The sequence below is a fragment of the Empedobacter sp. UBA7611 genome (genome assembly GCF_002484365.1).
Lineage (GTDB): Bacteria > Bacteroidota > Bacteroidia > Flavobacteriales > Weeksellaceae > Empedobacter > Empedobacter falsenii_B.
In genome coordinates this window covers 22,994-38,555 of record NZ_DLJR01000036.1, presented here as the reverse complement: position 1 = coordinate 38,555, position 15,562 = coordinate 22,994, and the positions used below count along the sequence as shown (strand labels likewise).

At 33.2% G+C, this 15,562-nt stretch carries 14 protein-coding genes; 7 read left to right on the top strand and 7 right to left on the bottom strand.

Features of this window, described 5'->3' with window-relative positions:
- Window positions 1-78: 78 nt before the first annotated feature.
- The gene (locus B3R94_RS05020; RefSeq protein ID WP_291099080.1) at window positions 79-1,986 is read right to left on the bottom strand and encodes an amino acid permease; all 1,908 of its coding nucleotides are present in this window, start codon (window positions 1,984-1,986) and stop codon (window positions 79-81) included.
- A gap of 140 nt (window positions 1,987-2,126) precedes the next feature.
- Here B3R94_RS05020 and B3R94_RS05015 point away from each other — a divergent pair, with 140 nt between their 5' ends.
- From B3R94_RS05015 to B3R94_RS05000, 4 genes are all read left to right on the top strand, one after another.
- The gene (locus B3R94_RS05015) at window positions 2,127-3,152 is read left to right on the top strand and encodes a M28 family peptidase (protein ID WP_280036070.1); all 1,026 of its coding nucleotides are present in this window, start codon (window positions 2,127-2,129) and stop codon (window positions 3,150-3,152) included.
- Window positions 3,153-3,285: 133 nt separating this feature from the next.
- Window positions 3,286-4,776, top strand: coding sequence for an aminoacyl-histidine dipeptidase (locus B3R94_RS05010; RefSeq protein ID WP_291099076.1), 1,491 nt, complete (start codon window positions 3,286-3,288; stop codon window positions 4,774-4,776).
- A gap of 97 nt (window positions 4,777-4,873) precedes the next feature.
- Window positions 4,874-5,665 carry a cobalamin-binding protein gene (locus B3R94_RS05005; protein ID WP_291099073.1) on the top strand — a complete coding sequence of 264 codons (792 nt, stop codon included), beginning with the start codon at window positions 4,874-4,876 and terminating at the stop codon, window positions 5,663-5,665.
- A 4-nt stretch (window positions 5,666-5,669) separates the two neighbouring features.
- Entirely contained in the window at window positions 5,670-5,978 is a 309-nt protein-coding gene (locus B3R94_RS05000) for a hypothetical protein (protein WP_280052068.1), read from the top strand.
- A gap of 28 nt (window positions 5,979-6,006) precedes the next feature.
- On the opposite strand, the gene murB is transcribed toward B3R94_RS05000, so the two are convergent.
- Both murB and B3R94_RS04990 read right to left on the bottom strand, forming a co-directional pair.
- Window positions 6,007-7,026, bottom strand: a complete 1,020-nt coding sequence (gene murB / locus B3R94_RS04995; protein ID WP_291099070.1) for a UDP-N-acetylmuramate dehydrogenase — start codon at window positions 7,024-7,026, stop codon at window positions 6,007-6,009.
- A 13-nt stretch (window positions 7,027-7,039) separates the two neighbouring features.
- Window positions 7,040-8,242, bottom strand: a complete 1,203-nt coding sequence (locus B3R94_RS04990; RefSeq protein WP_280036080.1) for a pyridoxal phosphate-dependent aminotransferase — start codon at window positions 8,240-8,242, stop codon at window positions 7,040-7,042.
- A gap of 100 nt (window positions 8,243-8,342) precedes the next feature.
- Here B3R94_RS04990 and B3R94_RS04985 point away from each other — a divergent pair, with 100 nt between their 5' ends.
- The 3 genes from B3R94_RS04985 (at window position 8,343) to B3R94_RS04975 (ending at window position 9,432) form a co-directional block, all read left to right on the top strand.
- Window positions 8,343-8,702, top strand: a complete 360-nt coding sequence (locus B3R94_RS04985; protein WP_125350224.1) for a YtxH domain-containing protein — start codon at window positions 8,343-8,345, stop codon at window positions 8,700-8,702.
- 63 nt (window positions 8,703-8,765) lie between these two features.
- Window positions 8,766-9,116 (top strand): phage holin family protein, encoded by a 351-nt coding sequence (locus tag B3R94_RS04980; RefSeq protein ID WP_219034203.1) that lies wholly within the window; start codon window positions 8,766-8,768, stop codon window positions 9,114-9,116.
- A complete protein-coding gene (locus B3R94_RS04975) occupies window positions 9,106-9,432 on the top strand; it encodes a hypothetical protein (protein ID WP_115000004.1) in 327 nt (108 codons plus the stop codon). Before B3R94_RS04980 ends, B3R94_RS04975 begins: the two co-directional genes overlap by 11 nt.
- A 66-nt stretch (window positions 9,433-9,498) precedes the next feature.
- Here B3R94_RS04975 and B3R94_RS04970 read toward each other — a convergent pair whose 3' ends face one another.
- The 4 genes from B3R94_RS04970 to B3R94_RS04955 all read right to left on the bottom strand — a co-directional run bounded on the left by B3R94_RS04970 (window position 9,499) and on the right by B3R94_RS04955 (window position 15,558).
- Window positions 9,499-11,196, bottom strand: a complete 1,698-nt coding sequence (locus tag B3R94_RS04970) for an AMP-binding protein (protein WP_291099067.1) — start codon at window positions 11,194-11,196, stop codon at window positions 9,499-9,501.
- A gap of 115 nt (window positions 11,197-11,311) precedes the next feature.
- Window positions 11,312-13,189 carry a DEAD/DEAH box helicase gene (locus tag B3R94_RS04965; protein WP_291099063.1) on the bottom strand — a complete coding sequence of 626 codons (1,878 nt, stop codon included), beginning with the start codon at window positions 13,187-13,189 and terminating at the stop codon, window positions 11,312-11,314.
- Window positions 13,190-13,452: 263 nt separating this feature from the next.
- Window positions 13,453-14,868 (bottom strand): L-serine ammonia-lyase, encoded by a 1,416-nt coding sequence (locus B3R94_RS04960; RefSeq protein ID WP_291099060.1) that lies wholly within the window; start codon window positions 14,866-14,868, stop codon window positions 13,453-13,455.
- A 207-nt stretch (window positions 14,869-15,075) separates the two neighbouring features.
- A complete protein-coding gene (locus B3R94_RS04955; protein WP_038336323.1) occupies window positions 15,076-15,558 on the bottom strand; it encodes a hypothetical protein in 483 nt (160 codons plus the stop codon).
- Window positions 15,559-15,562: the final 4 nt, after the last annotated feature.

The window sequence follows — 15,562 nt, the reverse complement described above, 5'->3', positions numbered from 1 at the left end:
GAAATAAAGAAGTTATATAACTTATTTGATGAAATAATTTTAAGAAAAAAGCGATTCAAAATTGAATCGCTTTAACTATTATGAATTTTGATTTCTCAACTTACTATGTTTATAACCATAAGTGAAATAAATTGTTAAGCCAATTGCGATCCAAATCAAGAAAATCATCCAGTTTTTCAATCCTAATTGTGCCATCATATAAAAACAACACAACATTCCTGCTAACGGAATAATAGATGTTCTTTTGAAAAATGTTCTAACTACCATAAAAACATAAATCATTAAGAATAGAATCATTGGGATTTTGTGTTTGAAAACATCCCAACCTTTTTCCATCTTCTTATCTTCGTAAACTGGTAATTTGCTCAAAGTAGATTTGTATTGTTCTGGTGATAGTTGAGCCAAATAATCATCCAAAAATTCAATTTCAGATCCTGTTAATTCATTAATTGTTGTATAAGAATCTTTTAGCTCTTTTGGTGTTAACGAACTTACAAAATGTTCAACTGGCATAGGTTGCGGTTTATTCGTAAAGAAATCAATCGAATCATCTTTAAACGTTGTTGCGCATAAAAATACAATCACCGCAGTTACAATTGGCATAATGTATTTTGCATTGATAAAAGGCGTTTTAAAATTTCCTCTTTTCGCATTAGGATCGGCATCCATACGAAGTACAGCCACACAAACTAACACAAAAGCAAACAAAGTTCCGATAGAACAAGCGTCAACAACCAATTCTAAATCTGTAAATAAAATAGGAATACCTACTACAAATCCAGTAAAAATAGTTGCAAAAGAAGGCGTTTTAAATTTTGGGTGAATAGTAGAAAATTTCTTAGGCAATAAACCATCACGAGACATTGTCATCCAAATACGAGGTTGTCCAATTTGAAAAACAATAAATACACTCGCCATCGCTACTACAGCCGAAAAAGCAATAATTCCTGCCAACCATTTTAAATCTTGAATTTTATCAAAAACATACGCCAAAGGATCTCCAACATTCAATTCAGAATAATGAACCATTCCTGTAATTACCAACGCAATCAGCACATATAAAACAGTACAAATAATAATAGACGCAAAAATTCCACGAGGCAAATCTCGCTTCGGATCTTTACATTCTTCCGCAGTTGTACTAATCGCATCAAACCCAATATAAGCGTAAAAAACAGATGAAACTCCAGCCAAAACTCCACCTACTCCATTCGGAGCAAAAGGATTCCAGTTATCAGGATTCACATAAAAAGCACCAACCACAATTACTAAAAGTACCACAGCTAATTTTAACACAACCATTGCGTTACTTGCTTTTCTCGATTCATTAATTCCGCGATAAACCAAAGCTGTAATCAAAAAAGTAATGATTAATGCAGGAATATCCACCACTAAATTAAATCCTAAATATGGTGCATCTTTAAAAGCTAAATATTTTGGGATTTCTTGTGCATAAGGCGAATTCGCAATTCCTTCTAATGTTTTACCTTTCGCTAACTCATTCGAAACAAACTCAAAACCTTCTCTCGCCGTAAAATAATCCATTGTCATCCATTCTGGCAGATGTAATCCCATTCCGGAGAGCAAGGTGGTAAAATAATCACTCCACGAAATCGCGAGCACAATATTCCCTATCGCATATTCCATAATCAATGCCCAACCAATTACCCAAGCAAATAATTCTCCAAATGCAACATAGCTATAGGTATACGCACTACCCGAAACAGGCACTAACGAAGCAAATTCTGCATAAGCAAAAGCTGTAAAACCACAGGCAATTGCTGTAAATATAAATAGGAAGATAACTGCTGGACCACCTTCAAAACTTGCTCGACCAATGGTACTAAAAATACCAGCTCCAACAATTGCGGCGATACCAAAACCTGTTAAATCTCGAACACCTAAAGTTCTTTTCATTGTAGTCGTGTTCTTTGCAGATTCTGCTAAAATGGATTCGACAGATTTTTTTCTGAATAATTGTGACATAATTTATTTAAAAACGGGCAAATATAAAAAAGACAATCCCAAAAACGGATAGAATCCGTATAAATATTGGTTTTTTATTCAAATTTTCTTTTTTATTCTGCTTGGTTAGATTAATTTTAAATTTAATTCAAAAAATTAACATGAAACAATTTTTATTTGCAATTGCTTTAACTGCTACTTTAGTAAGTTGTGATTCTACAAAACCAATTTCTCAGGAGAAATATCAAAAGAGTCTTGTAAAATATACAGATAAAATTTCTGAAGCTGAATTGAAAAAACAGCTTTACATCATTGCTGCGCCTGATATGGAAGGTAGAAATGCTGGAAGTGAAGGCGAAATAAAAGCGGGGAATTATATTTCTAATTATTACAAAGAGTTAGGAATTAATGGACCAAATAATAATTATTTCCAAATTATTCCTGCAGGTACTTTTAGCCGTGTAAAAGGTCAAATGAGAAATGTAATGGGATTCATCAAAGGATCAGAAAAACCAGAAGAAATTGTGGTGATTTCTGCTCATTATGATCACGAAGGAATAAAAGACGGAAAATTATATGCTGGCGCTGATGATGACGGTTCTGGAACTGTTGCTGTGATGGAAATTGGTCGTATTTTCCGCGAAGCTGAGAAAAAAGGAATCCGTCCAAAACGTTCGGTTTTATTGTTACATGTTTCTGGTGAAGAAAAAGGTTTATTAGGTTCTAAATATTATTCGGAGCATCCAATTTTTCCTCTTGCAAACACGGTTGCGAATGTTAATATTGATATGATTGGGCGCGTAGATTATGAGCACAACGAAAAAACAAGAGACTTTGTTTATGTAATTGGTTCTGAAATGTTGTCTTCTGACTTACACAAAGCTGTTTTAGCTGCAAACAATGGTTTAGGAATTGATTTAGATATGCGTTACAATACGCCAGATGATCCAAATCGTTTTTATTATCGTTCGGATCACTACAACTTTGCAAAACATAATATTCCATCTGTTTTCTTTTTTAACGGAGTGCACGATGATTACCACAAACCAGGCGATACGCCAGATAAAATTGAATATGATTTATTGACGCGTCGTACAAAATTGGCTTTCAATACAATTTGGATTTTAGCAAACGCCGAAAATAGACCAGTTGTAGACAAAGAATCTCCAATGCCTTCGACAAGATAGTTATTGAGAATATAAAGCCAAAAAATCCCTTCAATTGAAGGGATTTTTTGGCTTTATTTAAAATTTAAAACTTCTTTCATAAAACTATATTGTTGCAATTCCGTAACTTTGAGGAACAATAAAAAAACAAACAATGAATAACGATATTCTTAATTTGGAACCAAAAGCAATCTGGAAAAACTTCTCAGCATTGAATTCAGTTCCAAGACCTTCTAAGAAAGAAGAAAAAGTACGTCAGTTCATCATCAAATTTGGTGAAGATTTAGGTTTACCTGTCGAAACAGATGAAGTAGGAAATGTTTTGATCAAAAAAGCTGCTTATCCAGGAATGGAAGACCGTAAAAAAGTGATCATGCAATCGCACTTGGATATGGTTTGTCAAAAAAATAACGATGTAACATTCGATTTTGAAACACAAGGAATTGAAATGTACATTGAAGATGATAAATTTGTTACAGCAAATGGAACAACTTTAGGTGCAGATAACGGAATTGGAGTTGCGACAATTATGTCTATTTTAGAATCGAAAGATATTCCTCATCCAGCTATTGAAGCATTTTTTACAATTGACGAAGAAACTGGAATGACTGGTGCTTTAGGTTTGAAAGCTGGATTCTTATCTGGGAAAATCTTGTTGAACTTAGATACCGAAGAAGATGATGAATTAGACATTGGTTGCGCTGGTGGTGTTGATGTAACGGCGACAAAAGCTTACACTACAGAAGCTACTAACGGAACTGCTTTTACCTTAACATTAAAAGGTTTGAACGGTGGACACTCTGGAATGCAAATTCACGAAGGTTTAGGAAATTCGAACAAATTAATTGCTCGTTTATTAAATGCTGCAACTGAATTTGGTTTACAAATCGCTCATATGGAAGGTGGAAGTTTACGTAACGCTATTCCTCGCGAGTCTTGGGCTAAAATTGTGATTCCTACAGATAAAGTTGACGCTTTCAAAGCTTCTTACGAAACTTTACGCGCTGAAATTATTGAAGAATATGAAACGAAAGAACCTAAAATGGTGATTACACTAGAACCAACTGATGCAACTGATGCAATGTCAGCACAAGATTCTAAAGTTTTTGTTCAAACAATTATGGCAGCTTTCAATGGTGTTTACAGAATGAGTCCAGATGTTGAAGGTTTAGTAGAAACGTCTAACAATGTGGCTCGCGTAGAAGTTATTGACGGAAATGCTCGTGTTTTATGTTTAACTCGTTCTTCTATAGAATCAGGTAAAGAAGCATTAGCACAAACATTAAAAGCTGGATTCGAATTAGGTGATTTTGAGGTTAAATTCTCAGGATCTTACCCTGGTTGGAAAGCAAATACTCATTCAGAAATTTTAGAATTGATGAAAGGAATTTATGTTTCAAAATTCGGAGAAGAACCAAAAGTTGTGGCATGTCACGCTGGTTTAGAATGTGGAATTATTGGAACAAATTATCCTGGTTTGGATATGATTTCTTTCGGTCCAAATATCTCTGGCGCTCACTCTCCTGACGAAAAAGTAGAAATTGCATCAGTTCAAAAATTCTGGGATTATTTATTAGATATTTTAAAAGATATTCCAAACGATGGTCCAGTTGATTACAGCTGTGCAAATTCAAAAAATATATAATTTAAGCTGAAAACTTAATCTAAAGACCACTTTTGCAAGTGGTCTTTTTTTTTTACATATTTTAATCTTAATTTTAGTTATTATTAATCATAATTAAATGTCATCAAATCGATATCCTCAACGCATTGTTTGCTTAACCGAAGAAGGAACCGAAATTCTGTATAATATTAACGAACAACATCGTTTAGTAGGAATTAGTGGATTTACATATCGTCCGCCACAAGCAAGAAAAGAAAAACCTAAAGTTTCAACTTTTTTAGATGCAAAATTTGAAGATATTATAAATTTGAAGCCAGATTTGGTTGTAGGATATTCGGATTTACAAGCTGAAATTGCTGCAGAATTAATCAGAAGAGGAATTAATGTTTTTATTTTTAATCACCGAACAGTTGATGAAATTTTAAATATGATTGTGCAATTTACTTCATTGATTGGTTGCCAAGATAAAGGATTAAAATTAGTTGAATCTTATGAAAAGAAACTCGAAGAAGTAAAACAACAAGCTGCTCTCCTTCCCTATCATCCAACAGTTTTTTTTGAAGAATGGGACGAACCAATTATTTCGGGAAGCGCTTGGGTAAATGATTTGATAGAAATTGCTGGAGGAAAATTAGCTTTTCCAGAACTCAAAAATAAAGCTTTGGCTAAAGATCGTATTTTGTTGGCTGAACAAGTGATTGAACGTAACCCTGAAATTATTATTGGTTCTTGGTGTGGTAAAATGTTCAAACCAGAAAAAGTAAAACAACGTATTGGTTTCGAAAATGTAAAAGCAGTTCAACAAAATCATTTATACGAAATAAAATCTGAATTGATTTTACAACCTGGTCCTGCTGCTTTAACCGATGGTTTGGATAAAATTGTGGAGATTATTACAAATTATAAATAAATATATGGATCCGGATTTTTTAATTTTGTATACTAAAGTAATTTTAGTCCTTCACTTCGTATTCGATATTTTATTATTAATTATTTCTATTGTTGCTCACGGAAAAAAAATAAGTTTTAGTAATTATCTAATTTTCATAACAATTTCTATATTACTATTATCAATAATAAGATTATCTATAAAAGAATATCTTGGTGTTTCAATTTATGAACTAAATATAGTAACAAATATTCTCGAAAAACTTTTATACATAGCATTCGGAGTTATCTTAATTCTTGGAGTTTATAAATTAAAAATCAATAAAGAAGAATAAAAAAATCCCGCTTTCAGCGGGATTTAAATTATTGTATAATATTGACTTCTCGAACCAATGTTACGCCATATTTGGTTTTCACATCTTCTATAATTCGTTCAGATAAATCATATATTTCACGTCCAGTTGCATTGCCATAATTCACCAAAACCAAAGCTTGTTTATCGTGAACTCCCGCATCTCCAAAACGTTTTCCTTTCCAACCTGCGTGTTCTATTAACCAACCAGCAGCTAATTTTACACCTAAATCAGTTTTGAAATGAGAAATTTCTGGATGAAGTTTTTCAATCTCAGCAAATTCTTCATTCGAAATCACAGGGTTTTTAAAGAAACTTCCCGAATTCCCTATTTGCGAAGGATCTGGTAATTTACTTTGACGAATTTTGATCACAGCTGCACTAATTTCTTGAATCGTTGGATCAAAAATTTGCTCCTTTTCCAATTCAGATTTTATTGCACCATAATCAACATGAAGTTTATGATTTTTCTTTGTCAGTTTAAACGTAACTGCCACCAAGACATATTGACCTCTCAATTCATTTTTAAAAACAGATTCGCGATAACCAAACTGACATTCTTCATTTGTAAAAGTACGTTCATCACCCGTTTCCAGAACTAATGTCTGAACTTCTTCGATATAATCTTTTACCTCTACGCCATACGCACCAATATTTTGCATCGGTGCAGTACCAACATTTCCAGGAATCAACGAAAGATTTTCTAATCCTCCGAAATCATTTTGCAACGTCCATTCAACAAAATTATGCCAATTCTCGCTTCCTTGCGCTTTTACATACACAAAATCATCATCTTCATTGATAATTTCGATTCCTTTCAAATTCAGTTTTAACACAATTCCAGGGAAATCGTCTACAAAAAGCATATTACTTCCTCCTCCTATAAATAAAATAGGTAAATCTTTTTGACGACGAAAAACCAAAACTTTTCGCAAATTTTGAATAGTTGCAACATCAGCAAAATATTTTGCTTTCGCTTCTATTCCAAATGTGTTATATAATTTTAATGAATAATTTTCGATGATTTCCATCTTCGTATTTTTCTTATGATCTAATTGTTCCTGGATATTGTTCTAAAGCTTCTTTCAAAATTTCGACAGAACGAACCAAATCTTCTTCTTTCAAAACATAAGCCAAACGAACTTCTTGAATTCCTGAATTTGGAGTTGAATAAAATCCTGCTCCTGGTGCCAACATTACTGTTTCTCCATTTGATGAGAAAGATTCTAATAACCAGATTGCAAATTTTTCTGCACTATCTACAGGTAATTGAATCATACAATAAAATGCTCCTTTTGGATTTGGACAAACAACACCTGGAATTTGTTGTAAACCTTTTACCAAAGTGTTGCGACGTTTTAAATATTCTGTACGACAATCTTCAAAATAAGTTCCTACGTTTCTGTGTGCTAATGTTGCAATGTACTGAGAAATTTCAACTGGACTTAAACGCGCTTGAGCATATAACATCGCAGCTTTTAAGAATTTCTCGTTACGTGTAATCAAAGCTCCAGAACGTGCTCCACATAAAGAAAAACGTTTCGATTCAGAATCAATTACAATTGCATTATCTTTCAATTCTGGGAAACTTAAAACAGATGTAAATTCTTCTTCTGTATATAAATATTCTGCATAAACTTCATCCGCAATTAAATATATATCATGCTCTAAAACCAAATCTTTCAATTGATTTAATTCTTCTTTCGAATATACATAACCTGTTGGATTCCCTGGATTACAAATTAAAATCGCACGTGTTTTATCTGTAATTTTTTTTGCAAACTCCTCAACAGATGGTAAAGCAAAATTATTTTCGATTGTAGATGGAACTGGAACAATATTTACATCGTTTTCACATGTAAATCCATTATAATTTGCATAAAAAGGTTCTGGAATAATAATTTCATCTCCTGGATTTGCAATAATTCCGAAAATAAATAATAAAGCTTCCGAACCTCCTAACGTTGCAATAAAATTTTCTGGCGTTAATTCGATTCCACGATTTGTAAAATAATCTGCCAAAGCCTGACGATATTCCAACGTTCCTTCTGAGTGTGTATAAGAAATAATGTTTGAAGGGAAATTTTTCAATCCTTCTAAAACAGCTTTTGGCGACTCAATATCGGGCTGTCCAATATTTAAGTGATAAACTTTTGTTCCTCTTTTTTTCGCTGCATCTGCGTATGGCACCAACTTTCTGATTGGAGAAGCTGGCATATTTTGTGATTTTTCAGATAATATTAACATTTATTGTAATTTTTTAAATTTGATTTGAATTCTTTGGTATTGTTTTTGTAATTTTAAAGTGTAAATATAAAAAACGTTTAATCTCAAAAAAAACTTTATTATGAGTAAATTAAATAATGCAACTAAATTATTAGCAGGTTTAGCAATCGGAACAGCAATCGGAGCAGTAGTAGGTTTATTATATGCGCCAGAATCAGGGAAAGACACTCGCAAAAAATTAAAAAAAGAAGCTGACAAATACAAAAAAGAGTTAGACAAATACGCGAATGATTTTTCTGATAAAGCGAAAAAAACAAAAAAAGAATTAGAAGCTAAATTAGACGAAGTAAAATCAAAATTAGCAGAACAAAAAGACGAGTTTGTAGCAAAAGCGAAAGAAGCTGGAAAAGATTTAAAATCTAAAGCAAACCAAACAAAAGAAGATTTAAAAGACGAATTTCAAGAAAACGTAGGAGTTTAATTTCTTCGAAATACAACATTCCTTAAAATTTATAATTAACTTTGTCTGAAATAAATCAATTTTATGTTTAATGAACTAAAAGTTTATATTAATAATAGAATAACTTTAGCTAAATACGATCTCGTAGATTCGCTGAGTAATATGTTGGCGAGCGGTATTTATGTATTAATTATTGCCGTATTTTCTTTGTTTCTATTATTATTAGGAAGTTTAGCATTAGGATTTATTTTGGGAGGTTATTTTAATGATACAGGATTAGGTTTTCTTGCTGTAACTGGAATTTATTTCTTAATGATGGTTTTTTCTATTCTATTTAGAAAGAAATTAAAACTTTTCTTGACAAATATTGCCGTAGAAAACGCGATGGAAGCTATGTCTAACCAGGAAGATGACGAAGACGACGATGAAGAATAAAGAACAAATGTCTGCGATAAAAAATTTAGACGATTTGCGAATGGCAAAACGTAAACTAAAATTACAAATGAAAGTTGCTGAAAATAAACATGAAAATTCATTTGTAAATAAAGCAGTTAATCTTGTAACAAACTTAAAATCCGATACAAGTTTTACTTCTTCTAAAGTTGAAAGTGCATTAAATTGGGCTGGAGATAAAGCTTCAAAAAAATATCCAATGAAGGGAATTACAAAAATTTTAATTTCTGGATTGATTATGATAGCGGTTCCAATTATTACGAATAAAATTCAGGAATATATAGAAGAAAAATTATAAAATTATTTGATATTAAAAAACCACTTCGTTTGAAGTGGTTTTTTTGTGTGTTAATTTTAAGCTCGACTAATATTTTTCGTGAAAATATTCGTTTGGTATAATCGTTTTATTCTTTTTATCAACAGCTTCTTGGTTACGCAATTCCACTCGACGTATTTTTCCTGAAATTGTTTTTGGTAAACTCTCCACAAACTGCACAATACGTGGAATTTTGTAACGTGCTAAATGCTCTTCTGTATATCTAAAAATATCTTTTGCTAATTCTTCCGAAGCTTCATTTCCAGGTGCTAAAATAACAAAAGCTTTTACAGCATTACTTCTCAAATCATGCGGACTTGCCACAACAGCAGCTTCCATAATGGCATCATGCTCTAACAAAGCACTTTCTACTTCAAATGGTCCTACACGGAAATCAGACGCTTTTATCACATCATCATCACGCCCAACAAACCAAACATAACCATCTTCGTCTTTATAAGCTTTGTCTCCTGTATAATATAATCCATGCTTGAAAACTTTCGCCATTTTATCTTTCTGAATCAAATAAGTTTTGAAAATTCCATTGATGGTTTCTTCATTATGCACAACACAAATATTTCCTTCTTCGCAATCTTGTACAATATTTCCATCATCATCAGCAATCACAATATCGTATAAAAACGCAGGTTTTCCCATCGATCCATATTTAATCTTCTCATTTGGCAAATTCGCAATCATCGCAGTTGATTCTGATTGTCCATAACCATCACGAATCGTAATTCCTGTACCTTCTTTCCAGACATCTATAATTTCTGGATTAAGCGGTTCACCAGCTGCAACACATTGACGAAGTTTGAAATCATAACTTTTCAAATCTTCTAAAATCAATACACGCAGAGCTGTTGGTGGTGCGCAAAAAGTTGTTACACCCAAATCTTGAATGGTTTGTAATTGTTCTTTCGGAACAAATTTATCTGAATGATAACCCAAAATTGTCGCACCCATATTCCATGGAGCAAAAAAACTACTCCAAAAGAATTTCGCCCAACCTGGTTGAGAAATATTATAATGTAAATCACCTTTTTTCATTCCAACCCAAGAAGAAGTCGTGAAACCTCCAAGCGGATAAGTGTAATGCGTATGCACCACAACTTTCGGCATTCCTGTCGTTCCTGAAGTAAAAAAGTAGAATAAATCATCGTCTGGTTTTGTATCTGCAGCCTCAGCTTGAATAGATTCTTTCCATAACTCATTGATATTTATCCAACCTTCTCGCTCGCCTTCTGTGATTAATTTTACCTTAATCTTTTTATCAAATTTTGCTTCTGCTTCATCTATTTTCGATGCATTTGCTTGATCTGCTAAAGCAACTTCTGGAAAAGAAGACTCGAATCTAAACGTTAAATCCCTTGCTTCTAAAGTTGTTGCGGCTGGAATAATAATTAATCCACCTTTGATAGAAGCCAAATAACCAATCCAAGTAATCGGTAATAATGGAACTTGAGAAAACATTTTGTCTCCTTGTACAATTCCTTTGTTTCTTAAATAGTTTAAAAATTGATTGTATTTATCAGCTAAATCCTGAAAAGTATAATCTTCTCGTTCTTCATTATACTTCCAAATTAAACCTTTTTGAGTTCCTAATTGAGCAACATTATAAGGCTCAAAAATATCCTTCACCCAATTGAATTTCTCTGGTTTGAAAATTTTAATCTGTTTTAATTGCGTATAATTCTCTTCTTCGATGGATAATCGAATAGAGCTAAACAATTCTTGTACTGTCATTTATTTGTGGTTTTGAATAAATATAGAAAAATTATTTATTCAAACAGAAGTTTTATGAATAAAAAAGGATGATTTTATAAAATCATCCTTTTTGTTATTTTTTATTGAGAATATATTAATCTCTACCTCTTCTTGAGTTTCCTGTTCTATTACGGTCTCCTCCACGGTAACCACCACGATCTCCACCTCTAGAATCACGGTCACGATCACCTCCACGGAATCCACCTCTGTCTCCTCCGCGATCACGATCTCCACCACGATAACCTCCACTTCTTTCACGGTCATTATCACGACGGCTATTGAAACCACGTCCGCGAGAATCTCCTCTGTCATTACGACGACGATCTCCACCACGACGCTCACCATCACCACGTCTAGGTTCTGGTTTAGAGATTTGAACATCTAAGTCTACTCCATCACGTTGTGCATCTTTGAAAGATTCTAACACTAATGATTCGAATTGTGTATCAACTTCGAAGAAAGAAAAATTACGTAAAATTTCAATTTTTCCGATTTCGATGTTACGATTACGAGTTTGCTCGTTAATTAAACCAATTAAGTTTGGAACACGTAAATTGTGTTTTTGACCAATATTAATAAAGAAACGAGAGAAATCACGTCCACCACGACGGTTAGAAGAACGATCTCCTCTATCACCACGATCTCCTTCAGAAGAAATATCTTTCGTGTTTTTGTAATATTCTAAGAAAGAATTGAACTCAACTGTCATGAAACGTTTTAATAAATCGTCACGATCTAAGTTCGCCAATTTTTCATTTACAGTTTCCATGTAAGGCTCGATTAATTCTTCATCAACTTCGATATTTTCGATTTTATCGATTAAAGAAATTAAACGTTTTTCACAGATTTCTGCTCCAGTTGGTACATTTTTAGGCTCGATTTTAGAAGCAATTAATTTTTCTAAATCTCTAATTTTACGCGCTTCACGTCCTCCTGAAATAATGATAGAAATTCCTTTGTTACCCGCACGTCCTGTACGTCCTGAACGGTGTACATAAACTTCTGGATCATCTGGTAAATTGAAGTTGATTACGTGAGTCAACTCATTTACGTCAATACCACGAGCAGCAACGTCTGTTGCGACAAGGATTTGAATATTTTGGTTACGGAATTTCTCCATCACGTGATCACGTTGTGATTGTGATAAATCTCCATGTAATGCGTCTGCATTGTAACCATCTTGCATCAATTTATCTGCTACGTCTTTCGCTTCGCGACGAGTTCTACAGAAAACGATACCATAAATATTTGGGTAATAATCGGCCAAACGTTTTAAAGCTAAGTAACGATCAGAAGAACGTACTAAGTAAACGTGATGCTCGATATTTTTTGATGCAGTATTTACTTTACTTACAGCAATCTCAACTGGATTGTGCATATATTCTGAAGCGATACGACGAACCTCTGAAGGCATTGTAGCTGAGAATAATAAAGTTTGTTTTTCTTCTGGAGTTGTTTCTAAGATAGAATCGATTTCGTCACGGAATCCCATGTTCAACATCTCATCTGCTTCATCTAAAACTGTCCATGTAATGTCATTAATTTTTAATGCGCCACGTTTGATTAAGTCCATTGTACGACCTGGTGTTCCTACAACTATTTGCGGATTATCTTTTAATCCTCTAATTTGTTTAACGATGTCAGCACCACCGTAAACTGCCTGTACACGTACTCCACGCATATCTGCAGAAAAAGATTCAAATTCTTTTGCAATTTGTAAACATAATTCACGAGTAGGACACAAAATAATTGCTTGTACTGATTTTGAATTGCTGTCTAATTGATTTAAAACTGGAAGCCCGAATGCTGCAGTTTTTCCTGTACCTGTTTGCGCCAATGCAATAACATCTTGATCTGATGAAAGGATTTGAGGAATAGCTTTTTCTTGGATTGGAGATGGGTTAACGAAGCCCATTTTCTCAATTGCAGTTAGGATTTCTTCTTGAAGTCCTAATTCTTTGAATGTAATCATGTTAGATACGATACCGAGATAATGAAATTCATTTATATTTCATATCACGGTTTTATTTTAAATTATTTAACCAACAGATATGAAAGAATAAAATTAAATGGCTGAGCAGCCTAAAAAATCCCTAAATGAATATTCTTTAACATCCGTACCTTAACTCTAAAAGGCTGTGCAAATGTAAGGATTATTTTTGAAATACACAACACACATTCATAATCCTTACAATTAATACACATAATATTATTTTACTGATAATAAATAAGTTACTAACAATCTGCAATATTTACAGCAACTGCCAAACCTCCTTCAGAAGTTTCTTTGTATTTATTATTCATATCTTTTGCAGTTTCCCACATCGTATTCACAACTTTATCTAACGGAACTTTCGCAGTCAACGGATCTGTATCCAGTGCTAATTCTGCTGCATTTATCGCTTTAATCGCTCCCATTGTGTTACGCTCGATACAAGGAATTTGTACCAAACCACCAATCGGGTCGCATGTTAAACCTAAATGATGTTCCATTGCAATTTCGGCAGCCATTGTTACTTGCGCAGGAGTTCCTCCCATTAATTCGCATAATGCAGCTGCAGCCATAGCTGAAGATACACCGATCTCAGCTTGACAACCTCCCATTGCCGCAGAAATAGTTGCTCCTTTCTTAAAAATAGAACCAATAACTCCTGCTGTTGTTAAGAATTGTTCAATCTCTTTTTGACCAGCTTTATGATTTTCGATCACCAAATAATACATCAAAACTGCTGGAATAACTCCTGCACTTCCATTTGTTGGCGCTGTTACAACTCTACCTAACGAAGCATTTACTTCATTAACAGCAAGAGCAAAACAACTCACCCATTTCAAGATTTCGCGAAAATATACTTTGGTTTTTCGGATTGAAGCAATCCATTCTTGTGGATTAGAATAAGGTGTTGCTCCAACCAAATTCTTGTGCATATCGTAAGCACGACGTTTCACGTTCAATCCGCCTGGTAAAATACCTTCTGTATGACAACCAATATACATACACTCTAACATGGTATTCCAAACACGCATTAATTCGTGGTGAATTTCATCTTCAGTTCGGATTGTTTTTTCATTCTCGAACATTATTTCAGAAATCGATTTATTTTCTTTTGAACAAAATTCTAACAACTCTGTTGATGTATTAAATAAATATGGAAAAGCACAAGTGACATCTGTATTGGTAGCTCTATCATCCTCTTTTGTAATAAATCCTCCTCCTATCGAATAAAACGTAGAAGATAATTCTTCGTTCTCATAGAAAGCTGTAAACATCATGCCATTAGCGTGAAAAGGTAAAAACTCACGATTGAAAACGATATCAGTTTCAGGATTAAAATCAATTAAAAATTTATTTCCAAAATTTAATTGCTTATTTGTATTAATCGTATTAATAATATTCGAAATATCATCAACAGGAATATATTCAGGATCAGCACCGCTTAGCCCTAACATTACTGCATAATCAGTTGCATGTCCTTTACCCGTAAGCGATAAAGAGCCATACAAATCTACACGAACTTTTGTAATTTTATTAAAGATAGATGCAGCTTCCAATTCTTTCAGAAAAGCTTCTGCAGCGCGCCAAGGACCTAAAGTATGCGAACTTGAAGGACCAACGCCAATTTTGAGCATATCAAATACTGAAATACAATCCATTTTGTACTTTTAATTTATATTTTTTCCACACAAGACAAATATAGCCGTTAAATTCTCATATTCGCTTTATTTAAGCAGTTTTTTTATCAACTTAAACAATTAATAAGCTTAAAATATTCATATTGAATGATATTAATACAAATAATTCAGCATCAAAAAAAGAGGTTACAACTAATTGTAACCTCTTTTCTATACTTTATTAAGTTTTTATTTAAACTTGTGCCAATATGGATAGATAATCGCTAAACCATAACCTATAAACACAAACAATGTAAACATGGTAAAAAGTGTTCCATCTGCCATAAATTCGGGCTGCATTGCTGCTGACACAAATAATGATGTCACAACCATATACACACCAATTCTTTTGTAAGATTTCACTAAAAAGATACCAATTAATGCAATAACTCCTAAAACAAGCGTTGCAATTGGATACCATTTTGGCATTTCTGGTGCATCTTCGTTCATCATTTGGCGGAACAAATAATCATTTGTCACCAATAATTGATAACCACGATAAAGAATACTCAAAATCAAGAAAACCATTATAAAAATCATTGACTTGAAAAGGAATGATGTTTTGTTTCCTTCGTGTTTCAAATCTTTTGTTTTGGTATTATCCGACATTAAAACTTTTGTGTCAAAAATATCGTCACGTTCTTGATTTTGTTCTACTTTTTGATCTGTCATAGCT